This window comes from Miltoncostaea marina (assembly GCF_018141525.1).
GTDB classification, from domain to species: domain Bacteria; phylum Actinomycetota; class Thermoleophilia; order Miltoncostaeales; family Miltoncostaeaceae; genus Miltoncostaea; species Miltoncostaea marina.
In genome coordinates this window covers 3,177,757-3,203,008 of the sequence record NZ_CP064655.1, presented here as the reverse complement: position 1 = coordinate 3,203,008, position 25,252 = coordinate 3,177,757, and the positions used below count along the sequence as shown (strand labels likewise).

The following is a 25,252-nucleotide window of genomic DNA, read 5'->3' as shown; positions in this document are numbered from 1 at the left end:
GCCCGCGATGGTACCAGAGGCCCCCGGCAGCGCCGGCGTCGCCGGCCGGGCCGTTCCCCCTACACTGGACGTGATCCCGATGGACCCTCGCGAGGAGGAGACCACGCCCCCGCAGCAGATCCCGCCTGCGGCGCGCCGGCACGCCGAGAGCGCGCTCACGCCGGCCGACGCGGCCCGGTACGACGCGCGCTTCGCCTCGCGCGCCGCGGGCATCGTCTCCTCGGTCATGCGCGACCTGATGTCGCTGGCCGAGCGGCCGGACATCATCTCGCTGGCCGGCGGCTTCCCCAACACGGAGTCGTTCGAGCGCCGCGTCTTCGACGACGTCGTCGAGGCCGTCGCCCGCGACCACCTGGCGTCGGCGCTCCAGTACGGGCCCACCGAGGGCCTGCACGAGCTGCGCGAGCGCATCGTGGAGATGATGGCCGAGGGCGGCGCCGCGGCCGACGTCGACGACATCATGGTCACGAGCGGCGGTCAGCAGGCGATCGACCTCTCCATCCGCACCTTCGTGGACCCGGGCGACACGATCCTGGCCGAGGGGCCGACCTATCCGGGCGCCGTGCCGTCGTTCACCACGTACGAGGCCCGGGTCGAGCACGTGCCGATGGACGAGGACGGCCTGCGCGTGGACCTGGTCGAGGCGGCGCTCGACCGCCTCGCGGCCGAGGGCCGGCCGCCGAAGCTGCTCTACACGATCCCCAACTTCCACAACCCCGGCGGCGTCACGATGTCGCTCGAGCGCCGCCGCCGGCTCATCCGGATCGCGCACGAGCGCGAGCTGATCGTCGTGGAGGACAACCCCTACGGGTGGATCCGCTTCGAGGGCGACCCGCTGCCGACGCTGTGGGAGCTCGACGACGGCGCCGGCTGGGTGATCCACCTGTCGACGTTCTCGAAGATCCTCTCGCCCGGCGTGCGGGTGGGCTGGATCGCGGCGCCGGCGGCCGTGCTGCGCAAGATGAACCTCGGCAAGCAGGCCCAGGACCTCTGCACGTCCACGCTCTCGCAGCGGATCGTCGTCGAGTACATGCGCCGCTACGACTGGCGCGACTACGTCGCCCGGCTGAACGCGATCTACCGCTCGCGGCGCGACGCCATGCTGCGCGCCCTGGAGGAGGAGATGCCGCCCGAGGCCACCTGGACCCACCCCGAGGGCGGGTTGTTCCTGTGGGCCACGATGCCCCCGTACATCGACACCACCGACCTGCTCGCGCTCGCGGTGGAGAAGTACGAGGTGGCGTTCGTGCCCGGCCGCGGCGCCTTCCTCGACGGCCGCGGCGGCGACTCGATGCGCCTCAACTTCTCGGGCGTCGACGAGGCGACCATCGCCGAGGGCGTCCGCCGCCTGGGCCTCGCCGTGGCCGAGATGACCGAGCTGCACCGCGCGCTGGGCGGCCTGACGTGAGGGTGGCCGTGCTGAAGGGCGGCCGCTCGCTGGAGCGCGAGGTCAGCCTGCGCTCCGGGGCCAACGCGGCCGCGGCGCTGCGGCGCCTGGGCCACGAGGTGATCGAGGTCGACGCCGACCGCTCGCTGGTGCGCACCCTGCGCGCGGAGCGGCCGGAGGCCGCCTTCATCGCCCTCCACGGGCGCGGCGGCGAGGACGGCACGGTGCAGGAGCTGCTGGAGATCCTCGAGATCCCGTACACCGGGCCCGGGGTGCTGGCGTGCGAGCGGGCGATGGACAAGGTCGTCGCGAAGGCCCACTTCGAGGCGGCCGGCGTCCCCACGCCGGCCGCCTACGCGTTCCGCCAGGAGGCCTTCCGCGAGCTCGGGGCCGGCGAGGCGCTCGGCGAGATCCGCGAGCGGCTCGGGCTGCCGCTGGTCGTGAAGCCCGCCGCCCAGGGCTCGGCGCTCGGCATCTCGGTGGCCCACGAGCCGGGCGACATCCCGAGCGCGCTCATGACCGCGCTCGCCTACGACGACCGGGTGCTGCTCGAGCGCTTCGTGCCCGGGCGCGAGCTGGCGATCTCGGTGCTCGGCACGGCCGACCCGTGGGCCCTGCCCGTGGTCGAGGCCATCCCGCGCAACCGCGACTTCTACGACTTCGAGTCGCGCTACACGCCCGGGCTCACGGAGCTGGTCGCGCCGGCGCGCCTGCCCGACGAGGTGGCGCAGGAGGCGGCCCGCCTGGCGATCGCCTGCTACCGGGCGCTCGGCTGCCGCGGCGTGAGCCGGGTCGACATGATCCTCGACCCCGACGACCGCCTCTGGGTGCTCGAGATCAACGCGATCCCCGGCATGACCGACACGAGTCTGCTGCCCAAGGCCGCCGAGGCGGCCGGCCTCGGGTTCGACGAGGTCGTGGAGCGCATCCTGGCGGAGGCCGCCCTGGGCGCCTGACGCGCGCGCCCCGGGCGGCCCGCCGCGAGCCTCACCGTCCGGTCAGCAGATCACCTGGACGTGGAACGCCGAGTTGACCGCGTTGCCCTGCGCGGTGAAGGTGCGCACCACGAGCTGCGCCTTCGACGCGTCCGTCGTATCGAGGGCGAGGCGCACCGAGTGCGCGTCCGGGATCGGCGGCGTGGCGGCCGACGGCGACGCCGTCCACGTGCAGGCCGAGACGTCCCGCACGAAGCGCACGCGGTAGTTCCCCTCGTCCACCCGCTGCGAGCTGACGGCCCCGCGGCTCTGGGCCGGGATGAGGTTCGACCCCACCGCCCCGCTGCTCGCCGCCATCAGCAGCGAGCCCTGGAGCGCGGCGACCCGGCCGAGCGCGTCGTTGGAGCGCTTCACCGCGGCGACCGAGATCCTCTGGTTGATCTTGAGCTGCTGCGCGCTGACCGTCACCGGCCGTTGCGCGCTCGCCTCGTCGGTGGCCGCCTCCGTCGCCACCACGGCGCCCAGCCCGAGGGCGACGCCCGCGGTGACCCCGATCCACCAGCGTCCCTTCATCACGACCCCCTGTCCACGATGCCGGACCAGCACCGGAACGCTACGCCGCGCGGCGGACGCGCGGCGTAGCGCTCACGGGATGCTCACAAACCGGGGGCCGGCCCCTGCGAGGGTGCTAGCAGAGCACCGTCACGTGGAACGGCAGGGTCGCCACCAGCGCGCCGGTGGAGTCGGCGGTCTGCACGCGCACGACGTTGGCGCTGGAGCCGCGCCACGCGACGATCTCGCCGCTGGCGGGCGGCGCGGTGGTGCCGGGGTCGGCGATCGTCGCCTGGATGGAGCAGGCGCTCACGTCGCGGTCGAACGTCACGTCGTACTGGCCGGGCGTCCCGGTCACGGCGGCCGAGGTGGTGGCGCCCTTCGCCCGCTGCAGCGTGCCGCCCGCGGCCACGACGGCCCACCGCGGCTGGCCCTCGCGCACCGACTCGGTGAGCTTGGCGGCGGTCACCGCGCCGTCCTGGATGTCCTGGGTGCGCCAGCCGAGCACCTTGTTCGGGTTCTTCTCCTCCTTGCGCAGCGGCTGCAGCAGCTGCAGGCCCTCGTTGGAGCGGCGCACCGCCGCCTGCGAGATGCGCTGGTTGATGCGCAGCTGCTCCGGGGTGACGCGGAAGGTCGCCGACTGCGCGGAGGCCTCCTGGGTCGCCGCCTCGACGGCGACGATGCCGCCCAGGCCGAGCACCGCGCCCGCGGTGACGCCGATCCACCACTTGCCGGACTTCAGCGTGCCCTCGCTCATGTGCACCTCCTGGTGTCCTCTACATCCGGGAGGGCGTCACGTTAGGCGCTCCGCGGCCGCGCGCCGCGATCCTTCACAAACGGATTACCGCCCGCCGCCGGCGGAGCCGGCGGCGCGGACGTCCTCGCGCAGCGCCAGCAGCCCGTCGAGCACGCGGTTGACCGGCGTGGCGACGCCGCGGGCCGCGCCCTCGCGGGCCAGGAAGCCGCACAGGGCGTCCCGCTCCAGGCGCTTGCCCGCGTCGAGGTCGCGGGCGGTCGACGGCCGGTAGTCGCGCAGCTGCTCGTTGAACGCGGCCATCTCGTCGACCTCGTCCGGCGTGAGCACCACGCCGCCGGCGGCGGCCACGGCCACCACCTCCTCCATCGCCTCGCGCACCAGCGCCCTGGAGGCGGGCGTGGCGAGGGCCTGCCCGGCCGTCGCGCCGGTCACCGCGCAGATCGCGTTGAAGCCGGCGTTCCACAGCAGCTTGCGCCACTGCTCGTGCACGATGTCCTCCGACAGGCGCACGTCCCAGGCCGGCGCCACGAGCTCGTGGACGCGCCGGGCGAGCGGCGTCGCCCCGGCCGGGTCGCCGATGCGCACCCACCCCTCGGCCTCGTGGTCGACGACTCCGGGCTCGGCCACCCGGACGCCGACGAACGCGATGCCGCCGAGCACCCGCCCGGCGCCGAGCGCGGCGGCCAGGCGGCCCACGTTCTCGACGCCGTTCTGCAGGGACAGCACCGGGGCCCCGGCGGGCAGCGCGGCGGCCAGCGCCTCGGCGGCCGCCGCGGTGTGGTGCGACTTCGTCGCCACGATCGCCAGGTCCGGCGCGGGCGCGGCGCCGGGGGAGCCGGCCGCGCGGGCGGGCGCCTCCCAGCGCGTGCCGTCGGGCTCGCGTACGATCGCCGCGCCGCGGCGCCGCAGCGCGGCGAGGTGCGCGCCCCGCGCCACGAGGGTCACGTCGTGGCCGGCGCGCGCGAGGAGCGCCCCGTAGTAGGTCCCCACCGCACCCGCGCCCATGACGAGAACCGATGCCAGCTGAAGCCCCCCCGTCCGGCGGCCGCCTCCTCGTCGAGGAGGACGGCGACGCGCTCGTGGTCCGGATCGCCAACGAGGCCCGCGCCAACGCGCTCGACGAGCGGATCCTCGAGGACCTGGTGAGCCTACTGGGTGGCCCCCGCCCGGCCGCCGTCCGGGTCGTGCTGCTCGGCGGGGCGGGCGATCGCCACTTCTCGGCGGGCCTCGACCTGGGCGACCGCCCGGCCGACGAGCTCGTGGCGCACCTCCAGGCCGGCGAGCGCCTGCTGGGGCGCGCCGCGCGGGCGATCGCGGACTGCCCCCGCCCGGTGATCGGCGTGCTGAACGGCGCGGCCCTCGGCGGCGCGCTCGAGCTGGCGATGGCGTGCGACTGGCGCGTCGCCCGCCGCGGCGCCCGGCTCGGCGTGCCGGCGGCGCGCCTCGGCGTGGTCTACTCGCCCGACGGCCTGCGCCGCTTCGTGGCGGCGATGGGACCGGCGCGCACGAAGCGCCTCTTCCTCACCGGCCGCCCGGTCGAGGCGGACGAGGCGCTCGCCCTGGGCCTCGTCGACGAGGTGGCGGCCGACGACGCCGCCCTGTGGGCGGCCGCCCGCGCGGCCGCGGCCGACGTGGCCGCCGGCGCCCCGCTGGCGGTCGAGGGCACCCGGGCGATCATCGCGGCGATCGGCGAGGGCGCCCCCTGGGAGGTGATCGAGGAGACCGCCGCGCCGGCGCGCTCGCGCGCCTTCGGCTCGGACGACTTCAAGGAGGGGCTCGCGGCGTTCCGGGAACGGCGCGCCCCCCGCTTCAGGGGGCGCTGACCGGGGCCGTGCCCCGCGCGTCCCGCAGGTGCTCGTGCACCTGGGCGATCACGGCGGCGCCATCGCCCACCGCCGACGCCACCCGCTTGACCGAGCCGTGGCGGAGGTCGCCCACGGCGAACACGCCCGGCATGCTCGTCTCCAGCGGGCGGGGCGGGCGCGGCGCCGTCCAGCCGGCGCCGGGCGCCGTCGCGAGCTCGGCTCCGGTCACCACGTAGCCGCCCTCGTCGCGCGCGATCGCGCCGGGGAGCCAGTCGGTGTGGGGGTGGGCGCCGATGAGGATGAACAGCGCCGCGGCCTCGAGCTGCGTCGTGCCGCCCTCGCGGTCGCGCACGATGATGCGCTCGAGCCGTCCGGCGCCCGACCCGCCGACGACCTCGCACCCGGTGCGCACGCGGATGCGCGGTGACGCGCCGATCTGGTCGATCAGGTAACGGGACATCGTCGCGGCGAGCGAGCGGCCGCGGACGATGAGCGTCACGTGCTCGGCATGGCGGGCGAGGTGCAGGGCCGCCTGGCCCGCCGAGTTGCCGCCCCCCACCACGTGCACGCGCATCCCGGAGAGCGCGTGCGCCTCGGATGGGGAGGACCCGTAGAACACGCCCGCGCCGACCAGCTCCTCGAGCTCCGGCACGCCGATCCGCCGGTAGGCGACGCCGGTCGCGACCACGACGGCCGGCGCCCGGACGACGGAGCCGTCGGACAGCGCCGCCTCGAGGCGCCCGCCCGCCGCCGAGATCGCGGTCACGGACCGCATGAGGACGAACGAGGCGCCGAAGACCCACGCCTGCTGGTAGGCCCGCTGGGCCAGCTCGGCACCGGCGACGCCGCGCGCGAACCCCAGGTAGTTGCGGATGAGGGACGAGCTGCCGGCCTGCCCACCGATGTTCGCCCGCTCGACCACGATCGTCTCGATGCCCTCGGACGCCGCGTAGACGGCCGCGGCGAGGCCGGCGGGCCCGGCGCCGACGATGAGGAGCTCGCAGCCGTCGCGCGGCAGGCGGGTGGCGAGCCCGCACGCCTCCGCGATCTCGGCGTCGGACGGGTCGTCGAGCACCCGGCCGTCGTGGAACTCCACGCGCGTCCGGGTCGCGGCGCCCTCCGCCGCCGGCCGGAACACCGAGGGGATGCCGTTGCGCGCGAGCAGATCGCGCACCGCGCGGGCGCGGCGGTCGCGGGGGGCCCCGACGACCGCGACCTCGCGCGGCCCGCTCGGCAGCGACCTGGCCCACTCGTGCAGGAACTCGGCGACGGTCCGGTTGAAGAGCTCGTCGGGTGAGCGCCACGGCTTCAGCACGTAGTAGTCGCAGCGCCCCAGCGCCATCGCGCGCACGATCGCCGCCGCGGTCGGCTCGTCGCCCCAGCCGCCGTAGTCCACCATCAGGCCGCGGCGGGCGCGCGGGAACCGCGCGGGCACCTCCGCGAGCAGGTCCGACCCCGTTCCGTCCGGCAGCCAGTGGGCGGCCAGGACCAGCGCCAGCTCCTCGCCGCCGTCGGCCAGCGCGCGCAGGACGCCGCCGCCCTCCCGGGCCGAGGACGCCGCGACGATCCGGTAGTCCGCGCCGTACCGCCGCTGGAGCTCCCCGAGCGTGCGAGCCCGCGACCGCTCGTCGCCCTCGATCACGAGCACGACCGGCCGCCCGCTCGTGGTCACGGCGGGCCCGCCGTCCAGACGAGCTCGCAGAGGGTCACCGGGGCCGGGAACCCCTTCAGCGCCTCCTCGCGCGGGTCGGCGAAGACGAAGCCCTTGCCGATGCTGAGATCGCGGACGACCCCCGAGACCAGGACCCCGCCCGGCGCGGCGCGAGCGCACAGGCGCGCCGCGAGCTGCACCGCGGCGCCGAAGAGGTCGCCGTCCTGGGCCACGGGCTCTCCGGCGCTCATCCCGATGCGGACGCGCATCGCGGCCTCGGGGTCCCGGGCCGCGTGCTCCGCGAAGCCCCGCTGGACGTCGACGGCGCACCGCAGCGCCGACTGCACCGACGCGAAGGACGCCATGATGCCGTCGCCGGTGTGCTTCACCTCGCGCCCGCCCGTCCGGCCCAGCGCGTCGCGGACGATCCGGTCGTGACGGCGCAGGAGGGCCACCGCGCGCTCGTCACCGAGCCGCTGCACCATCTCGGTCGAGCCCTCCAGATCCGTGAAGAGGATGATCCTGAAGGCGCTGTCCGCCTGCCGCGCCGCGGCGAGGGGGTCGTCGATGCGGCCGAGGAAGCGCGCGACGTCGTCGGGGTCGACCGGGATGATCTCGTTCGCCACCGAGCCGTGGCTCTCGCGATGCACCCGCTGTGCCGCCTCGGCGTCGGGCGCCTCGACCAGGCAGAACGCGGCGCCGCGGTGGTAGTCGAACCAGTACGACACGAACCGCACGCCGTGGAGCTCCTGCACCCCGAGGTCGCTCATGTGGGCCGCCGCGACGTCGGCCGGCGTCGCGCCCTCGAGGTCGTGCCGGTCCATGAAGAAGCCCACCGGTCATCCATTCGACGCGGGCGGTGCGCGCCGATCATCACAGATCGTCCCCTCCGGCGGCGCGGGCGCGCCGCCGGAGGGTCGAGGGGTGCTACGCGCGCATCTTGGCGGCGTGCTCCTGGATGCGGGCCGCGAGGTCCTTCGCCGAGGCGTCGTACGCCTCGCCGTCGGCCCAGGTGCCGCGCGGGTCGAGCAGCGCGGCGTCGACGCCGGCGATCTCCGTGGGGACCTGGAAGCCGAAGATCGGGTCGGTCCGGGTCGGGGCGGAGTCGAGCGTGCCCGACACGGCGGCGCGGACGATGGCGCGGGTGGCGGCGATCGGCATGCGCGAGCCGACGCCGTAGGGGCCGCCCGACCAGCCGGTGTTGACCAGCCACGCCGAGACGCCGTGGCGCTCGATGCGCTCGCCGAGCAGCTCGGCGTAGACCGACGGCGGCTGCGGCAGGAAGGCCGCGCCGAAGCAGGCGCTGAACGTCGCCTCGGGCTCGACGACGCCGATCTCGGTGCCGGCCACCTTGGCCGTGTAGCCGGCCAGGAACATCGTCATGGCCTCCTCGGCGGAGAGCTTGGCGATGGGGGGCAGCACGCCGAACGCGTCGGCGGTGAGCATGACGATCGCCGACGGGTGGCCGGCGCGCTTGCTCGGCACGTGGTTCGGGATCGAGGCGAGCGGATAGGCCGCGCGGGTGTTCTCGGTCTTCGACGAGTCGTCCAGGTCGAGGCGCCGGGTGGCCGGGTCCATGACCACGTTCTCGAGCACCGTGCCGAACCGGCGGGTGGTCGCGTAGATCTCGGGCTCGCCGGTCGGCGAGAGGTTGATCACCTTCGCGTAGCAGCCGCCCTCGATGTTGAAGACGCCGTCCTCGCCCCAGCCGTGCTCGTCGTCGCCGATCAGCGGGCGCTCCGAGTCGGTGGAGAGGGTCGTCTTGCCGGTGCCGGAGAGGCCGAAGAAGATCGCCACCCGGCCGTCCTCGCCCACGTTGGCCGAGCAGTGCATCGGCAGCACGCCGCGCAGCGGCAGGCGGTCGTTCATGAGGGTGAAGATCGACTTCTTGATCTCGCCGGCGTAGTAGGTGCCGCCGATCAGGATCTCCTGGCGGCTGGGGTGCAGCAGCACGAAGTTGCCCTGGCGGGTGCCGTCGGTGGCCGGGTCGGCCTCGAAGCCCGGCGCGTGCAGCACGAGCGCCTCGGGCGCGTGCTGCTCCAGCTCCTCGTCGGAGGGCACGATGAACATCGTCTGGGCGAAGAGGGCGTGCCAGGGGCTCTCGGAGACCACCCGCAGCGGCAGCCGCTCGACGGGGTCGGCGCCCGCGAAGGCGTCGATCACGTAGAGGTCGGGGGCGGCGCCCAGGTGCGCGCGCAGCCGCTCGCCGACGCCGGCGAACTTGTCCTCGTCGATCGGCTGGTTGACCGAGCCCCACCAGATGCGGTCCTCCGAGCCGGGCTCGCGGACCACGAACTTGTCCTTCGGCGCGCGCCCGGTGTGGACGCCCGTGGAGACGACGAGCGGGCCGCCCTCGGCGATCTGGCCGTCGCCGGTGGCGAGCGCGTGCTCGTAGAGCGCGGCGGGCGGCAGGTTCCACCAGACGGTCCCCTCCGCCGAGATGCCGTGGGTGTCGAGCCCGACGGCCCCGCCCCGCCTCGCCACTTGATCGATCGCCACCTCAGCCCCCCGCGTTCGCGTCCACCAGGTTCCGCTGCCCGCGGGGTCCGAAGGCCCAGTACGCCAGCGCCGGGACGACGGCCGCGGCGGGCAACGCTAGTGCCGATCCTGCCACGTGGAGCACGATCCCGCACAGGAATCCGGCCGCCCACGCGTACAGGCCTGCCCGTCTGTACCCCGATACCGGGGACGCATTGCGGGCGACGTGCACCAGGCACACCGCGACGAGGCCCGGCGCGGCCAGCGCCATGACCGTCAGCCAGGGCAGCATGAGGTCCGCGAACCCGCCCGCCGCGATGGCCGCGCCGGCCGCGGCCACGAGCACCATCGCGGCCCGGTGGGGCACCGCCGGCGCCGCGTCGCTGAGCGACAGCGCCCCCGACCAGATGTTGGTGAGCACCGACCCCGTGAAGCCGACGGCGACGAACAGGTAGGCGCCCTCGGCGCTGCCCAGGTCGCGCAGCACGTCGGCGAGGTCCCAGGTGCCGGTGGCGGCGTGGAGCGCGGCGCCGGCGAGCGCGAACGCCAGCAGCGGGGCCGCCAGGCCGGCGAGCGCGCACCACAGCACCTGGCGCGGCCGGGCGAGGTCGCTCGTGAAGTCGGGCGTGCGCAGGGAGAAGGCCGCGCCGTAGCCCACGACGAGGGCCACCGCCGCGGCGAGGCCGATCGGCTCCTCGCCGGCTCGGCCGCCGGACAGGGTGACCGGGTGGTCGGCGAACGCCAGGTGCAGGCCGTAGGCGGCGATCGCGGCGGTCGCCACCCCCGCGGCCAGCGCCGACCACGACAGCGCGCCGAGGCCGCGCCACGCGACGGCCAGCATCAGGACGGCGAACAGCGCGACGCCGGCGACGTCGGACACGCCCAGCAGTCGCGCCGTCGCGACGCCGGCCACGCCCACGTTGACGCCGAACCAGCCGAGCATCATCGCCAGCATCACCACCGATGCCGAGCGGCGGCTGCCCAGCTCGCCGAGCGGCCCGGCCGTGAGCGCCCCGAGCGACCGCCGCGTGCGCTGGCCGAGCACCCCCTGGGTCACGGCGAGCGCCGCCAGCAGCGCGGTGCCGGCCACGAGCGCGACCACCAGCTCGCCGCCGCGCAGCCCACGGCCCACGCCGCCGCCGGTCATGAGCGCCGCCGGGCTGGTGCCGATGCCGACCCAGGGTCCCAGCCGCCGGATCCAGCCCTCGCGCCCCATGGCGCGCGATCGTAGTGGCGCCGGGTATCCTGCGCGCGTGGGCCACCGCAGCGACTACGCGCCGGGGCTGTTCTGCTGGGCGGACCTCGGCACCACCGACGCCGCGGGCGCGCGCGCGTTCTACGCCGAGCTGCTCGGCTGGGAGCCCGACCCCGCCCGCTCGGCGCCCGACCCGGACGAGTACGCCGTGATGGCGATCGACGGCGCGGCGGTGGCCGGCGTCTACCTGCAGGACGAGGACCAGCGCGCCCGCGGCGTGCCGCCCGCCTGGCTCTCGTACGTGGCGGTCGAGGACGCCGACGCCACGGCCGCCCGCGCGCAGGAGCTGGGCGGCGCGCTGCTGATGGGGCCCAAGGACGTCGCCGAGGACGGCCGCATGGCGCTGATCGGCGATCCCCAGGGCGCGGTGTTCGCGCTGTGGCAGGGCCGGCGCTTCGCCGGCGCCGAGCTGGTCAACGACGCCGGCGCCATGACCATCAACCAGCTCAACACGACCGACCCGGCGGGCGCCGAGGCCTTCTACTCCGAGCTGTTCGGCTGGGAGTTCGCGCAGGTCGGCACCGACGCCGCGCCGTTCTGGAGCATCGCGAACGACGGCCGCCTGAACGGCGGCATGATGGCGCTGCAGCCGCAGGCGCCCGCGCCGCCCCACTGGCTCGTCTACTTCACCGTGGAGGACCTCGACGCCTCGGCGGGGGTCCTCGCCGCGCGCGGCGGCGCGGTGGTCGTGCCCCCCATGCAGGTGCCCGCCGGGCGCTTCCTCGTGGCGCACGACCCGCAGTACGCGTTCTTCGCGCTGTTCGAAGGCGCCGTCGATCCGTAGGGACCGGCTCGCCGCCCTGGGCGTCCAGCTGCCGGTGCTGCCGACGATCGTGCTCGGCGCGCTGCCCGGGCCGCCCGGCTGGGCCGCACGGCTGGCCCGCATCGGCGTGGACGTGGTGGCGAGCGGCGCCGAGGAGGACACCGCCGAGACCGTCGCCGCCGCCCGCGCCGCGGCGCCGCACGCCGCGCTGAAGGCGCGGGCCGTCGACGCGGCCGAGCTCGGCGACCCGCCGCCCGGCCTGATCCTCGAGACCGCCGGCGAGGCGCCGGAGGGCTGCTACGTCCTGGGGGCCGCCGACGCGGCCATCGAGGCCGTCGACGGCGCCTCGGCGGAGGTCGAGGAGGTCATGGACGTCGCCCGGCGCACGCTCGACGCGGCGCGCGAGGGCACCCCCTCGGCGCTGTGGGTGGCGGCCACGCCCGGCCTCGACGCCCTGCCCGAGGACGTGGTCGAGGCCAAGCTCGCGGTGCTGGTCGAGGGCGCCCGCCAAGCGCGCCTCTACCTGGCCAAGGAGCAGTTCGACCTCGACTAGGCGCCCGCCGGGCGCGCGGGCGCGGCGCCGGCCGTCCCCCGGGGTGCTCCCCGGCCGGGCCGGCGGTCAGCCCGCCGGGGCCGCCGCCGGCTCGGCGCGCTCGTACGCCAGGTTGGGCGCCAGCCAGCGCTCCATCTCGTCGACCGCCATGCCCATCCGTCCGGCGTAGGACTCCACCTGGTCGCGCCCCAGCGGGCCGACCGCGAAGTAGCGCGACTCGGGGTGCTGGATGTAGATGCCGCTCACCGAGGCGGGCGGCGTCATCGCGAGGTGCTCGGAGAGCGCCATCCCGATCTCCTCGGCGCCCAGCAGCTCGAACAGCCGGCGCTTCGGCAGGTGGTCCGGGCAGGCCGGGTAGCCGAACGCCGGGCGGATCCCGCGGTAGCGCTCGTCGATGAGGTCCTGGTTGGTGAGCTCCTCGCCGGCGCCGTAGCCCCACTCGCGCCGCACGCGCGCGTGGAGCATCTCGGCGAACGCCTCGGCCAGCCGGTCGGCGAGCGCCTTGGTCATGATCGCCGAGTAGTCGTCGTGCTGGGCCTCGTGGGCGCGCACGAGGTCGTCCACGCCGAGGCCCGCCGTGACGGCGAACGCGCCGACGTGGTCGGGCAGCCCGGTGTCGAGCGGCGCCACGAAGTCGGCGAGGCAGTACTGCGGCTTGTCGTCGGCCTTCACCCGCTGCTGGCGCAGCATCGGGAAGCGCATCAGCTCGCGCGAGCGCGACGGGTCGGCCCACAGCACGATGTCGTCGCCGTCGGAGTTGGCCGGCCACAGGCCGTACACGCCGCGCGCGCGGATGCGCCCGCCGGCCACCAGCTCGTCGAGCATCGCGGTGGCGTTGGCGAACAGCTCGCGCGCGGCCGCGCCGTGGCCCGGGTGGTCGAGCACGTCCGGGTACTTGCCCTTCAGCTCCCAGGCGTGGAAGAAGAAGGTCCAGTCGATGAAGGGCACGATCTCGGCGAGCGGCACGTCGTCGAGCACCCGCCGGCCGGTGAACTCGGGCTCCGGCACGTCCTCGGGCCGCCAGGCGAAGCGCGGGCGGCGCGCGCGGGCCTCGGCGTAGGCGTGCTGCGGCCGCGCCCGGCGGGTCGCGTACTGCTCGCGCAGCTGCTCCTGCTCCTCGCGGGTCGCCGCCTCGAAGACCGGCCGCTGCTGCGGGTCGAGCAGCCGCGAGACCACGCCGACCGCCCGCGAGGCGTCGAGCACGTGGGTGACCGAGTTGGAGTAGGCCGGCGCGATCTTGACCGCGGTGTGCTGACGGCTGGTGGTGGCGCCGCCGATCAGCAGCGGGATGTCCATGGAGCGGCGCTCCATCTCCTGGGCCACGGCCACCATCTCGTCGAGCGAGGGGGTGATGAGGCCCGACAGCCCCACCATGTCCGCCCGCTCCTCGGCCGCCGCGTCGAGGATGCGCTCGGCGGGCACCATCACGCCGAGGTCGACCACCCGGTAGTTGTTGCAGCCGAGCACCACGCCCACGATGTTCTTGCCGATGTCGTGGACGTCGCCCTTCACGGTCGCCATCACCACGGTCCCCTGCGGCTCGGCGTCCCGGCCGGCCGCCTCGGCGGCGGCGCGCTCCTCCTCCATGAACGGCTCGAGGTAGGCCACCGCCCGCTTCATCACGCGGGCGCTCTTCACCACCTGGGGCAGGAACATCTTGCCGGCGCCGAACAGGTCGCCCACCACGCCCATGCCGTCCATCAGCGGGCCTTCGATGACGGCCAGCGGCGAGCCGTATGCCTGGCGCGCCTCTTCGGCGTCGGCCTCGACGTGCTCGACGATGCCGTTGACCAGCGCGTGCTCGAGGCGCTTCTCCACCGGCTCGCCGCGCCAGGCCTGGTCGGCGACCGCCGCGCCGCCGGTGCCCTTGACCCGCTCGGCCAGCTCCACGAGGCGCTCGGTGGCGTCGGGGCGGCGGTCGAAGAGCACGTCCTCGACGGCCTCGAGCAGCTCCTCGTCGATCTGCTCGTACACGATGAGCTGGCCGGCGTTGACGATGCCCATGTCCATGCCGGCGCGGATCGCGTGGAGCAGGAACGCGCTGTGCATCGCCTCGCGCACCGCGTCGTTGCCGCGGAACGAGAACGACAGGTTGCTGACGCCGCCGCTCACCTTCGCGCCGGGGCAGCGCTCCTTGATCTGGCGCGTGGCCTCGATGAAGGCCATCGCGTAGCCGTTGTGCTGCTCGATGCCGGTGGCCACGGCGAAGATGTTGGGGTCGAAGACGATGTCCTCGGGCTGCACGCCGGCGCGCTCCACCAGCAGCCCGTAGGCCCGCTCGCAGATCGCGACCTTGCGCTCCACGGTGTCGGCCTGGCCCTGCTCGTCGAAGGCCATCACGACCATCGCCGCGCCGTAGCGCCGGGCCAGGCGCGCCTTGGCCAGGAAGTCCTCCTCGCCCTCCTTGAGCGAGATGGAGTTGACGATCGGCTTGCCCTGCACGCAGCGCAGGCCGGCCTCGATGACCGACCACTTCGAGCTGTCGATCATGATCGGCACGCGCGCGATGTCCGGCTCGGTGGCGACCATGTTGAGGAACGTGGTCATGGCCGCCTCGGAGTCGAGCATGCCCTCGTCCATGTTCACGTCGATCACGTTCGCGCCGTTGCGGACCTGCTCGGCCGCCACCTCCAGCGCGGTCGTGTAGTCGCCCGACGTGATCAGCTCGCGGAAGCGCTTCGAGCCGGTGATGTTGGTGCGCTCGCCGATCATCAGGAAGTTGGCGTCGGGGCGCAGCACGAGGGGCTCGAGGCCCGCGAGGCGGGTGAGCGGCTCCTGCACGGGGATGCGCCGAGGCGCGCGGCCCTCGGCGGCCGCCGCGATGGCGCGGATGTGATCGGGCGTGGTGCCGCAGCAGCCGCCCACCATGTTGATGAGCCCGCCCTCGACGAAGCCGCCGAGCTCCCCGGCGGTCTCCTCGGGGCCCTCCTCGTACTCGCCGAACGCGTTCGGCAGGCCGGCGTTGGGGTAGCAGCTCGTCCAGCAGGTGGCGACCCGCGACAGCTCCGCCAGGTAGGGGCGCATCTCGGCCGCGCCCAGCGCGCAGTTGACGCCCACGCTGAACGGCCGGGCGTGGGCGACCGTGATCCAGAAGGCCTCGATCGTCTGACCGGCGAGCGTGCGCCCGCTGCGGTCGGTGATCGTCACCGAGATCATGAGCGGCGGCCGCACGCCGGTCTCCTCTGCCACCTCGTCGATCGCGGCGATCGCGGCCTTCGCGTTGAGGCCGTCGATGATCGTCTCGACCAGCAGCAGGTCGGTGCCGCCCTCGATGAGCCCCCGCACCTGATCGGCGTACGCCGCCCGCAGCTCCTCGAACGTGATCGAGCGCTTCGACGGGTCCTCGACGTCGGGCGAGATCGACAGCATCCGGTTGGTGGGGCCGATCGCGCCCGCCACGAAGCGCGGCCGGTCGGGCGTGCGCGCCGTCCACCCGGCCGCGGCGGCCTTGGCCAGCCGCACGGCCTCGCGGTTGAGCTCGCGCACGAGGTGCCCGGTGCCGTAGTCGGCCTGGGCCACGGACGTCGACGAGAACGTGTTGGTCTCGATGATGTCCGCGCCGGCCTCGAGGAAGGCCTCGTGGATGCCCGTGACGATGTCCGGGCGGGTGAGGGTCAGCAGGTCGTTGTTGCCCTTCAGCGGCTGCGGGTGGTCCCGCAGGACCTCGCCGCGGAAGTCGGCCTCCTCGAGCGGGTGGCGCTGCATCATCGTGCCGGTGGCCCCGTCGAGGATCAGGATCCGCTCGGCGAGCAGGCGGTCGAGGACGGCTCTGGTGTCGGCGCTCATCGGGTCAGCCTAGTCCAGCCGGCCCGGGTCAGCCGTCGCGGGGGAACAGCACCCGCGCCACGAGCGGGCCCGCGAGGATGCCCGCGAGCACGACGCCGATCGCCGCGTAGGCGAGCGGCTCGCTCTCGATCGCCACCGCGGTGATGCCGAGCGCGCCCGCGAGCGCGCTCGCCACCACCAGGCGGATCGTCTTCTCGGCGCGGGGCGACAGGCGGCGGATCCAGCTCACCGGCCGCCCCCGTCGCCGTCGAACCGGGTCAGCGCCAGCACGGCGTTGTGGCCGCCGAGCCCGTACGACGCCGAGAGCGCCACGCGCAGGTCGGCGGGCCGGGCCACGTTGGCCACGTGGTCGACGCCCTCGCAGGCCGGGTCGACGTGCTGCAGGTTGATCGTCGGCGGCAGCACCCCCTCGCGCAGGGCGAGCGCCGTGATGGCCGCCTCGAGCGCGCCCGTGGCGCCCATGCAGTGGCCGTGCATCGACTTTGTGGCGCTCACCGCGACCCGCGACGCGATGTCCTCGCCCAGCGCGTCGCGCAGCATCCGGATCTCCGTCGGGTCGCCGGGCTTGCTGGCGCCGCCGTGCGCGTTGACGTGGTCGACCTCCGCGGGCTCCAGGCCGGCGTCGGCCAGGGCGGCGCGCACGGCGCGCGCCTGCGCGCGGCCGCTCGGGTCGGGGTCGGTGATGTGGTGCGCGTCGGCGCTCGCGCCGTATCCGGCCACCTCGCACAGGATCGTGGCCCCGCGGGCCAGCGCGTCCTCGAGCGGCTCGAGCACCACCACTGCGCCGGCCTCGCCCACCAGGAAGCCGTCGCGGTCCCGGTCGAACGGCCGCGCGGCGCCGGCCGGGTCGTCGTTGCGGCGCGAGAGCACCCGCATCGCGTCGAAGCCGGCGACGAAGTAGGGCGAGATGAGCGTGTCGCCGCCCCCGGCGAGCATCGCCCGGGCGTCGCCGCGGCGGATGATCTCGGCGGCGGTGCCGATCGAGTCGGTGCCCGCGGCGCACGCCGTGCAGACCGCCGTCACCGGCCCGCGCAGCCCGAGCTCGATGGACACCTGGCCGGCGCCCATGTTGGCCACGCTCAGGGGGATCGCGAACGGGGAGACCCGGTCGGGGCCGCGCTCCACCATCACGCGGTGCTGCTCCTCGCGCGACACCGTCCCCGAGCCGCCGTTGCCGATGATCGCGCCGATGCCCTCGCCGTCGCGGTCGATCGCCAGGCCGGCGTCCGACACGGCCAGGTGCGCCGCCGCCACCGACAGCTGGGCGTAGCGGTCCATGCGCCGCGCGGCGCGCCGGTCCATGAAGTCGGCCGGCTCGAAGCCGTGGGCCTCGCAGGCGATGCGCACCGGCAGGTCGGAGGCGTCGAAGCGGGTGATCATGCCGGCGCCCGAGCGCCCCTCCACGACGGAGCGCCACATCTCCTCGCGGCCGATGCCCAGCGGGCAGACCACGCCGATGCCGGTCATGACGACGCGCACGCGCCCGTCCGCGTCGCGGCTCACGCCTCGTACCTCGAGAAGGCGAGCACGGCGTTGTGGCCGCCGAAGCCGAACGAGTTGGAGAGCGCCACCCGGACGGGCGCCTCGCGGGCCTCGCCGAGCACGTGGTCGACGCCCTCGCATGCCGGGTCGAGGTCCTCGACGTTGATCGTGGGCGGCACCCGGCCCTCCCGCACCGCGAGCGCCGTGAGCACGGCCTCGAAGCCGCCGGCCGCGCCCATGCCGTGGCCGTGCATCGACTTCGTGGAGCTCACCATCACCTCGCCCGCGCGGTCGCCGAGGAGCTGCCTGATCGCCCCGATCTCGACGGCGTCGCCGGCGGGCGTGGAGGTGCCGTGGGCGTTCACGTAGTCGACCTCCGAGGGGTCGATGCCGCCCCGCTCGAGCGCGCCGCGCATGGCCGCGATCTGCCAGCGGCCGCTCGGGTCGGGGTCGGTGAGGTGGTAGGCGTCGCTGCTGGCGCCGTAGCCGCGCAGCTCGCAGATGACGTCGGCGCCGCGCGCCAGCGCGTGCTCCAGGCTCTCGAGCACCAGCACGCCCGCGCCCTCGGCGGCCACGAAGCCGTCGCGGCCCAGGTCGAAGGGCCGGCTGGCGTGCTCGGGGTCGTCGTTGCGCCGCGACAGCGCGCGGGTCGCGTCGAGGCCCGCCATGCAGAAGGGCGTGATGCCGGCCTCGGTCCCGCCGGCCACCATCACGTCGGCGGCGCCGCGGCGGATGATCGCGGCCGCGTCGCCGATGCCGTGGTTGCCCGACGCGCAGGCGGTGACGACGCACGAGGCCGGGCCGCGCAGGCCGAGCTGCATCGCCACGTGTCCGGCGGACATGTTGACGATCGCCATCGGGACCATGAGCGGCGAGGCGCGCTCGGCGCCGCGCTCCATGAGGTCGAGGTGGAAGTCCTCGAACGTCTCGCTGGCGCCGTTACCGGTCGACATCACCACCCCGGCGCGGTCGCGGTCCTCGTCGTCCTCGATCGCCAGGCCGGCGTCCTCGAGCGCCATCCGCGACGCCACCACGGCGAACTGGCTGGCGCGGTCCATCCGCCGCGCCGCGCGCCGGCCGAGCTCGGCCTCGCCGTCGAAGCCGTGCACCTCGCAGGCGATCCGGCAGCCGTGCCGCGAGGCGTCGAAGCGCGTGATCGGCCCCGCGCCCGAGCGCCCCGCCAGGGCGGCCTCCCACGTCGCGCGCCCGTCGGCGCCGAGGGGCGAGACGGCCCCCACGCCCGTCACGACCACACGCCGTTCGTCCCTCATATCCGCAAGCCCCCGTCGACTGCCAGTACCGAACCGGTGATGTACCCCGCCGCCGGCGAGAGGAGGAAGGCGACCGGCCCCGCCACGTCCTCCGGCGTGCCCAGCCGGGGCAGCGCGCTGCCCGCCAGCAGCCGGCCCCGCTGCTCGTCGGTGAGCACGTCGGTGAGCCGGGTGGTGATGTAGCCGGGCGCCACCGCGTTGACCCGCACCCCCGAGGGGCCGGCGCTGCGGGCGAGCGAGCGCACCAGGCCGATGATGCCCGCCTTCGACGCCGCGTAGTTCGCCTGGCCCGCGTTGCCCTGCACGCCCACCACCGACGAGATCGCCACGATCGCGCCGGAGCGCCGGCGCAGCATGCCCTCGAGCGCCGCGTGCACGGCGGCCATCGTGCCGGTCAGGTTGACGTCGATCGTCGCGCGCCAGGCCTCGCCGTCCATGCGCACCGCCGGGCCGTCGCGGGTGACGCCGGCGTTGGCCACGAGCGCGTCGAGCGGCCCGAGCGCCTCCTCGGCGGCGGCCACGGTCGCGGGCGCTGCGGCCGGGTCGCGGGCCTCGCTGCGCTGCACGTGCGCCCGCGCGCCCGCGCGCGCCACCTCGGCGGCGGTCGCCTCGGCGCCGGCGCGGTCGGCGGCGTAGGTCAGCGCGACGTCCCAGCCCCCGCGCGCGAGGGCCACCGCACATGCCGCACCGATCCCCTTGCTCGCTCCGGTGACGAGCGCGACGGGCACCCCTACGAGGGCCGCCCCGCGAGCTCCAGGAGCGCCGGCAGGTCGCTCGGGTCGCCGAGGTTAACCGCCTCGACGCCCGGTCGGATGCGGCGCACGAGGCCGACCAGCACGCGGCGGTTGCCGAACTCCACGAAGCGGTCGACGCCCAGGTCGAGCGCGGTGCGCACCGACTGGGTGAAGCGCACCGGCGCCGTCAGCTGCTGGGCGAGGATCACCTTCAGGCGCTCCCCCCGCTCCACGGCGGCCGAGGTCGCCGACAGGAAGGGCAGCGACGGCGTATTGAGCTTGACGCCGGCCAGCGCCTCGCGCAGCCGCTCGGCCGCGGGCGCCATGACCGTCGAGTGGAAGGCGCCGTCGACGTCGAGCAGGCGGGCCTTGATGCCGCGGGCGTGCGCGAGGTCGATGAGGCGCTCGACGCCGCGCGAGAGGCCCGACGCCACGATCTGCCCCGGGCAGTTGTAGTTCGCCGGCCAGACGTCGCCGGCCTCGAGGCAGAGCGCCTCGATGTCCTCGTCGCTCGCGCCGAGCAGCGCGGCCATGGACCCCGGGCGCTGCGCGACCACGTCGCTGGTGGAGGCGACGCGCGCCTGCACCAGGCGCAGGGCCGACTCGAACGAGAGGCTGCCGCAGGCCACGAGGGCGCCGTACTCGCCGAGCGAGTGGCCCATCGTCAGGTGGCCCTCGATGCCGTGCTCGCGAGCGACCCGCCACGCGGCGACCGAGTTCGTGAGCACCGCCGGCTGGCAGTGCTCGGTCGACATCAGCTGCTCGTGGGGCCCCTCGAAGCAGAGCCGCGCCAGGTCGTATCCGAGGACGTCGTTCGCCTCCTCGAAGGTGCGGCGGGCGACCGGGTACGCGGCGGCGAGCGCCTGGCCCATCCCGACCTGCTGGGACCCCTGGCCGGGGAAGAGGAGCGCGATCAGCGGGGGGACTCCGCGCCGCGCCGGTGAAGTGCGGTGGACCTCATGCCGGGCTCCTCGTGCAACGACGTTCGGGGACGGGCCCTCACACCCGTGAGACCACAGATGATAGAGAAGCCGTCAAGCGGTTTCACCGGGGCCCCCCCGACGCCCGTCAGGGCCGCAGCGCCCGCCCCGCCGCCTCGCCGAGCGCCACGGCCCGGTCGCGGTCCTCGGCCACGACGAGCAGCACCCGGTCCTCCGTGGCGAACGAGAGGATCGAGGCGCCGCCGGCGCGCTGCACGCGCGCGTCGGTCGCGCCCTCGATCGGGGCCTCGCCCTCGTCGTCGCCGGCGATCTGGCCGCGCAGCAGCGCGAGCGCGCCCGGCGGGTCGCCGCCCGCCCCCGCGCCCACCAGCAGCGCCACGTCGGCGCCGGAGGTCGCCTGGGCGGTCTCGACCGGGCCGAGCCCGCCGAGGTCCAGGTTCGCGACCGCGGGGTCGGTGGCCTCCACGGTCCAGCCGTCGATGGCGGCGGGCAGCACCGCCCCCACCGTGGGCGCGCCCGGCGCGGCGGGCGGCGCGGCCCCGGTGGGCGCGCCGGTCGCGGGGGGCGCCCCGGTCGCGACGACGTACGTGGTTACGGTGCGGCCCTCGCCGCCGCCCGAGGCCAGCGCGACGACCGCGATCACGACGGCGAGGGCGCCGAGCACCCCGGCGACGATGAGCGGCACGCGCATGCGCCGCGCGAGCGGCGGGGGCGGTGGCGTCACCTCGCCCGACGCCGGCTCGGGCGGCGGGGGCGGGGGCGGGGGCGGCGGGGCGTCGCCGGTGAGGGTGGGCGCCGGCGGCGGCGGGGGCGGCGCCGCGGCGGCCGCCGGGCGCGCCGCGGCGGCGCCGGGCGTCGCGGCGACGGCCGCCTCGAGGTCGTCCACGAGCGCGACCGCGGTGGGGTGGCGCTCGCCGGGGTCCTTCGCGAGGCCGCGGCGCAGCACCTCGTCGACGCGCGTCCCGAGCGCCGGCACCCGCTCCGAGGCCGCGGGCGGCGCCTCGTGCACGTGGGCGTACAGCGTGGCGGCGCGGTCGTCGCGCCGGAAGACCGGCCCGCCGGTGAGCGCCTCGAAGGCCATGGCCGCGAGCGCGTAGCGGTCGGTCGCGGGGGTCACGTCGGCGCCGCGCGCCTGCTCGGGCGCCACGTACTCGAGCGTCCCCATCCACACCCCGGCCTTGGTCAGGCGGGCCGCCGAGATCGCCCGCACCAGCCCGAAGTCGGACAGGTAGGCGTGGTCGCCGGGGCCGAGCAGCACGTTGGCCGGCTTGACGTCGCGGTGCACCATGCCGCCCCGGGCCATGTGGTCGAGCGCCTCGGCCACCTGGCGCAGGATCGCGAGCGCGCGGCGCACGCCGACGCCCCCGGGGGCGCGCACGAGGGCGTCGAGGGTCGGCCCGTCGACGAACTTCATGGCGAGGAACGCGAAGCCGTCGGCCTCGCCGGCCTCGAAGACCGGGATGATGTGCGGGTGGTCGAGGCTGGCCGCGGCGATGCCCTCGCGCGTGAAGCGCTCGAGGAAGTCGGGGTCGGCGGCCAGCTGGGGCGCGACCACCTTCAGCGCCACCGTGCGCTGCAGCGAGAGCTGGGTGGCGCGGTAGACGACCGCCTGGCCGCCGCGGCCGAGCTCGGCCTCGACCCGGTAGCCCTCGATGACGCGGCCGATCAGCTCGCTCGTCCCGTCCGCACCGGCCACGGGCCGAGCGTACCAGCGGGCGCCCGGCCGGCCGCCCGCCCCACGTGCGACCATGCCCGGATGCCGTCGCCGCCGCTCATCCCGCTCCGCCACTTCTTCGACAACCCGGAGCGCGCCCTCGCCCGGCTCTCGCCCGACGGGCGCCGCATCTCGTGGCTCGCCCCGCGCGACGGCGTCCTCAACGTGTGGGTGTCCGACGTGGCCGGCGGCGAGGCGGTCCCGGTGACCGACGACCGCGACCGCGGGGTGCGCTCGTACGGCTGGACGCGCGACTCGCGCCGCATCATCCACCTCCAGGACACGGGCGGCGACGAGAACCACCACCTGCTCTGCGTCGACGTCGACGACGGCGGCCGGACGCGCGACCTGACGCCCTTCCCCGGCGTGCGCGCGGGCCTCGTCGCCGTGCCCCGGGCCACGCCGCGGCACGTGCTGGTCACGCTCAACCTGCGCGACCGCACGCTCTTCGACGCGTACCGGCTCACGCTCGCCACCGGGCGCCTCGAGCTGGTGGGCCGCAACCCGGGGAACATCATCGGCTGGCTCGCCGACCGCGAGGGCCGGCTGCGCGCCGCCCGGGCGCAGACGCCCGCCGGCGACTACCAGCTGCTGGTGCGCGACCACGAGGACGCCGAGCTGCGCGTGGTGGCCGAGTACGCCAACGAGGACGGCGGACACGCCTTCGCGTTCACCCCCGACGGCGCCCGGCTGTGGGTGGCCAGCGCCCGCGGCAGCGACCTGCTGCGGCTCGTGGAGCTCGACCCTGCCGACGGCTCCGAGCGCGAGATCGACGCCGACGACGAGGTGGACCTGGCCGCGCCGCTCGTCAGCGACCGCACCGGCGAGCTGCTCGGCGCCGCCTACGTGCGCGACCGGGTGGTGCTGCACGCCTTCGACGAGCGCTTCGCGCGCGACTGGGAGGCGATCCGGCGCCTGCACCCGGGCGACCCGCACATCACCGGCCAGGACGCCGACGAGACCATGTTCGTCGTGTCGTTCGACGACGATCGCGACCCCGGCGCCGCCTACCTGTACGACCGCGCGACGGGCGCGTCGCGCCTGCTGCACCGCTCGCGGCCGTGGCTCGACCCGGAGACGCTCGCGCCGATGCGCCCCGTGACCATCACCTCGCGCGACGGCCTGCCGCTGCGCTCCTACCTCACGCTGCCGCTCGGCGCGGAGCCGCGCGACCTGCCGGCGGTGCTCGTCGTGCACGGCGGGCCCTGGGCGCGCGACACCTGGGGCTACGACCCGCAGGCCCAGATGCTCGCGAACCGCGGCTACGCCGTGCTGCAGGTCAACTACCGCGGCTCCACGGGCTTCGGCAAGCGGTTCATGCACGCCGCCGAGCGCGAGTTCGCCGGGAGGATGCACGACGACCTGATCGACGCCGTGGAGTGGCTGGTCGGCGAGGGCATCGCCGACCGGCGCCGCGTCGGCATCTACGGCGGCTCGTACGGCGGCTACGCGGCGCTCGTCGGCGCCACCTTCACGCCGGACGTGTTCGCCGCGGTCGTGAGCATGGTGGGCCCCTCGAGCCTCGTCACGCTGGTGCGCTCGTTCCCGCCCTACTGGCGGCCGCTGCTGGCGAGCACCTGGTTCCGCTACGTCGGCGACCCCGACGACCCCGAGCAGCTCGCCGACCTCGAGGCCCGCTCGCCCCTCAACCGGGTCGACCGCATCACGGCGCCGCTGCTCGTGATCCAGGGCGCCAACGACCCGCGGGTGACGAAGGCCGAGTCGGACCAGATCGTCGAGGCCCTGCGCGCCCGCGGCGTGGCGGTGGAGTACCTCGTGAAGGACGACGAGGGCCACGGGTTCGTGAAGCCCGAGAACCGGATGGACGCGTTCCGGGCGATCGAGCGCTTCCTCGCCCGCCACCTGGGCGGCCGGGCGGAGGGCTGACGACGGCGGCCGCGGCCGGCGGGCGCTACCGCTGGGCGGTCCTGGCCGCCGGCATGGCGGCGCAGGCCGGCATCTCGGCGGTGCAGCTCGGCCTGCCCGCGGTCGCGCCCCGCATCCGCGACGAGCTGGGCCTGTCGCTGGCGGGCACCGGCACCCTGCTCGCGGCGTCCACGGTCGGCATCATCGCCACGCTGCTCGGCTGGGGCGCGCTCGCGGACCGGGTGGGCGAGCGGGCGGTGATCGGGGTCGGCCTCACCGGGGCCGCGGGGGCGCTCGCGCTGGGCTCGCAGGCCGGGTCGGCCGGGGCGCTGGGCGCCTGCCTGGTGCTGGCCGGCGCGCTCGGCTCGAGCGCGAACGCCGCCAGCGGGCGCGCGGTGGTCGCCTGGTTCGGCCCGGGCGAGCGGGGCCTCGCGCTGGGGCTGCGCCACATGTCGACGCCGCTCGGCGGCGCGGCGGCCGCGGCGCTGCTGCCGCTCGCCGCCGACGCCGGCGGCCTCGAGGCCGCGCTGCTGGCGCTGGCGGCCGCCTGCCTGGGCGGCGCGCTGGCCGCGGTGGCCGGGCTGCGCCGCGCGCCCGCCGCGCCCGATGCCTCCGGCGCGCCGCGTCCCGGCGCCGGGCCGCTGCGCGACCCCGCCATCTGGCGCCTGTCGCTGGGCACGGCGGCCGTCGTGCTGGCCCAGCTGTCGCTGCTGTCGTTCACGGCGCTGTACCTGCACGAGGAGCGCGGCTGGTCGCCTGGCGCGAGCGCGCTCGCCCTGGCGGGCGTGCAGGCGGGCGGGGCGGTCGCCCGGGTGGTGGCCGGCGCGTGGTCGGACCGCGCCGGCAGCCGCATCGGCCCCCTGCGCGCGCTGGCCCTCGCCGGCGGGGTGACCCTGGCGGCGGCGGCCGCGCTCCTGGCGGCGCCCGACGGGCCCGCGGTCGCCGCGCTCGTGGTGGCCGGCGTGCTGACGATGGCCGGCAACGGCGTCTCGTTCGCGGCCGCCGCCGAGATGGCGGGCCCCGCCCGGGTCGGCACGGCGCTGGGCCTGCAGAACACCGTCCTGTTCGTGGCGGTGGCGATGGCCCCGCCGGCCTTCGGCGCGGCGGTCGGCCTGGTGGAGTGGCCGGCCGCGTTCGCGCTCGCTGCGGCGTGCCCGCTCGTCGGCTGGTGGGCCCTCGGCCCGCTGCGGGCGCGCGAGCGCGCGCGCCCGTCCTGACGCCCAGGCGACGGCGCCCCCGGGGCGCACGGGGCCGGCTTGCGCGCCGCCGGGCGTCGTGCGCATGATCGACGACACGCGCCGCGCGGGCCTGCGCGCCCGCTC

21 protein-coding genes are annotated in these 25,252 nt (G+C 75.9%); 7 read left to right on the top strand and 14 right to left on the bottom strand.

What is annotated here, in order from left to right:
- Window positions 1-79 precede the first annotated feature (79 nt).
- Window positions 80-1,408, top strand: a complete 1,329-nt coding sequence (locus ITJ85_RS16160) for an aminotransferase-like domain-containing protein (protein WP_217914136.1) — start codon at window positions 80-82, stop codon at window positions 1,406-1,408.
- Window positions 1,405-2,343 carry a D-alanine--D-alanine ligase family protein gene (locus ITJ85_RS16155; protein WP_217914135.1) on the top strand — a complete coding sequence of 313 codons (939 nt, stop codon included), beginning with the start codon at window positions 1,405-1,407 and terminating at the stop codon, window positions 2,341-2,343. Before ITJ85_RS16160 ends, ITJ85_RS16155 begins: the two co-directional genes overlap by 4 nt.
- Before the next feature lie 42 nt (window positions 2,344-2,385).
- On the opposite strand, the gene ITJ85_RS16150 is transcribed toward ITJ85_RS16155, so the two are convergent.
- The 3 genes from ITJ85_RS16150 to ITJ85_RS16140 form a co-directional block, all read right to left on the bottom strand.
- Window positions 2,386-2,895 carry a hypothetical protein gene (locus ITJ85_RS16150; protein WP_217914134.1) on the bottom strand — a complete coding sequence of 170 codons (510 nt, stop codon included), beginning with the start codon at window positions 2,893-2,895 and terminating at the stop codon, window positions 2,386-2,388.
- Window positions 2,896-3,010: 115 nt separating this feature from the next.
- Window positions 3,011-3,631: a hypothetical protein gene (locus ITJ85_RS16145; RefSeq protein ID WP_217914133.1), complete on the bottom strand. Its 621-nt coding sequence runs from the start codon at window positions 3,629-3,631 to the stop codon at window positions 3,011-3,013.
- 84 nt (window positions 3,632-3,715) lie between these two features.
- Window positions 3,716-4,636, bottom strand: a complete 921-nt coding sequence (locus ITJ85_RS16140; RefSeq protein ID WP_217914132.1) for a ketopantoate reductase family protein — start codon at window positions 4,634-4,636, stop codon at window positions 3,716-3,718.
- Between the two features lie 11 nt (window positions 4,637-4,647).
- Between ITJ85_RS16140 and ITJ85_RS16135 the strand changes: the two genes are divergently transcribed.
- The gene (locus ITJ85_RS16135; protein ID WP_217914131.1) at window positions 4,648-5,454 is read left to right on the top strand and encodes an enoyl-CoA hydratase/isomerase family protein; all 807 of its coding nucleotides are present in this window, start codon (window positions 4,648-4,650) and stop codon (window positions 5,452-5,454) included.
- On the opposite strand, the gene ITJ85_RS16130 is transcribed toward ITJ85_RS16135, so the two are convergent.
- From ITJ85_RS16130 to ITJ85_RS16115, 4 genes are all read right to left on the bottom strand, one after another.
- On the bottom strand, window positions 5,441-7,108 hold the full coding sequence (locus tag ITJ85_RS16130; protein WP_217914130.1) for an NAD(P)/FAD-dependent oxidoreductase: 1,668 nt from the start codon (window positions 7,106-7,108) through the stop codon (window positions 5,441-5,443). The genes ITJ85_RS16135 and ITJ85_RS16130 overlap by 14 nt on opposite strands.
- Window positions 7,105-7,923 carry a nickel-binding protein gene (locus ITJ85_RS16125; protein WP_217914129.1) on the bottom strand — a complete coding sequence of 273 codons (819 nt, stop codon included), beginning with the start codon at window positions 7,921-7,923 and terminating at the stop codon, window positions 7,105-7,107. Before ITJ85_RS16125 ends, ITJ85_RS16130 begins: the two co-directional genes overlap by 4 nt.
- Before the next feature lie 91 nt (window positions 7,924-8,014).
- Window positions 8,015-9,571, bottom strand: a complete 1,557-nt coding sequence (pckA, locus tag ITJ85_RS16120; protein ID WP_217914128.1) for a phosphoenolpyruvate carboxykinase (ATP) — start codon at window positions 9,569-9,571, stop codon at window positions 8,015-8,017.
- 16 nt (window positions 9,572-9,587) lie between these two features.
- A complete protein-coding gene (locus ITJ85_RS16115) occupies window positions 9,588-10,781 on the bottom strand; it encodes an SLC5/6 family protein (RefSeq protein ID WP_217914127.1) in 1,194 nt (397 codons plus the stop codon).
- 37 nt (window positions 10,782-10,818) lie between these two features.
- Here ITJ85_RS16115 and ITJ85_RS16110 point away from each other — a divergent pair, with 37 nt between their 5' ends.
- Window positions 10,819-11,604 (top strand): VOC family protein, encoded by a 786-nt coding sequence (locus ITJ85_RS16110; RefSeq protein WP_217914126.1) that lies wholly within the window; start codon window positions 10,819-10,821, stop codon window positions 11,602-11,604.
- A gap of 34 nt (window positions 11,605-11,638) precedes the next feature.
- Window positions 11,639-12,136 (top strand): uroporphyrinogen decarboxylase/cobalamine-independent methonine synthase family protein, encoded by a 498-nt coding sequence (locus ITJ85_RS16105; protein WP_217914125.1) that lies wholly within the window; start codon window positions 11,639-11,641, stop codon window positions 12,134-12,136.
- Window positions 12,137-12,202: 66 nt separating this feature from the next.
- Here the strand turns inward: ITJ85_RS16105 and metH are convergent, their stop codons facing one another.
- The 7 genes from metH to ITJ85_RS16070 all read right to left on the bottom strand — a co-directional run bounded on the left by metH (window position 12,203) and on the right by ITJ85_RS16070 (window position 22,046).
- Window positions 12,203-15,922, bottom strand: coding sequence for a methionine synthase (gene metH / locus ITJ85_RS16100; protein ID WP_217914124.1), 3,720 nt, complete (start codon window positions 15,920-15,922; stop codon window positions 12,203-12,205).
- A gap of 28 nt (window positions 15,923-15,950) precedes the next feature.
- The gene (locus ITJ85_RS16095) at window positions 15,951-16,151 is read right to left on the bottom strand and encodes a hypothetical protein (RefSeq protein WP_217914123.1); all 201 of its coding nucleotides are present in this window, start codon (window positions 16,149-16,151) and stop codon (window positions 15,951-15,953) included.
- Entirely contained in the window at window positions 16,148-17,425 is a 1,278-nt protein-coding gene (gene fabF / locus ITJ85_RS16090) for a beta-ketoacyl-ACP synthase II (protein ID WP_217914122.1), read from the bottom strand. The genes ITJ85_RS16095 and fabF (ITJ85_RS16090) overlap by 4 nt, the downstream gene beginning before the upstream one ends.
- Window positions 17,422-18,675, bottom strand: a complete 1,254-nt coding sequence (gene fabF, locus ITJ85_RS16085) for a beta-ketoacyl-ACP synthase II (RefSeq protein ID WP_217914121.1) — start codon at window positions 18,673-18,675, stop codon at window positions 17,422-17,424. The genes fabF (ITJ85_RS16090) and fabF (ITJ85_RS16085) overlap by 4 nt, the downstream gene beginning before the upstream one ends.
- Window positions 18,672-19,403 carry a 3-oxoacyl-ACP reductase FabG gene (fabG, locus tag ITJ85_RS16080; RefSeq protein ID WP_217914120.1) on the bottom strand — a complete coding sequence of 244 codons (732 nt, stop codon included), beginning with the start codon at window positions 19,401-19,403 and terminating at the stop codon, window positions 18,672-18,674. The genes fabF (ITJ85_RS16085) and fabG overlap by 4 nt, the downstream gene beginning before the upstream one ends.
- Window positions 19,404-19,405: 2 nt before the next feature.
- Window positions 19,406-20,323 carry an ACP S-malonyltransferase gene (fabD, locus tag ITJ85_RS16075; RefSeq protein WP_281412260.1) on the bottom strand — a complete coding sequence of 306 codons (918 nt, stop codon included), beginning with the start codon at window positions 20,321-20,323 and terminating at the stop codon, window positions 19,406-19,408.
- Between the two features lie 154 nt (window positions 20,324-20,477).
- Window positions 20,478-22,046: a serine/threonine-protein kinase gene (locus tag ITJ85_RS16070; protein ID WP_217914119.1), complete on the bottom strand. Its 1,569-nt coding sequence runs from the start codon at window positions 22,044-22,046 to the stop codon at window positions 20,478-20,480.
- 60 nt (window positions 22,047-22,106) lie between these two features.
- Between ITJ85_RS16070 and ITJ85_RS16065 the strand changes: the two genes are divergently transcribed.
- Both ITJ85_RS16065 and ITJ85_RS16060 read left to right on the top strand, forming a co-directional pair.
- On the top strand, window positions 22,107-23,951 hold the full coding sequence (locus ITJ85_RS16065) for a S9 family peptidase (protein ID WP_217914118.1): 1,845 nt from the start codon (window positions 22,107-22,109) through the stop codon (window positions 23,949-23,951).
- A 53-nt stretch (window positions 23,952-24,004) separates the two neighbouring features.
- Entirely contained in the window at window positions 24,005-25,147 is a 1,143-nt protein-coding gene (locus ITJ85_RS16060) for an MFS transporter (protein ID WP_217914117.1), read from the top strand.
- Window positions 25,148-25,252: the final 105 nt, after the last annotated feature.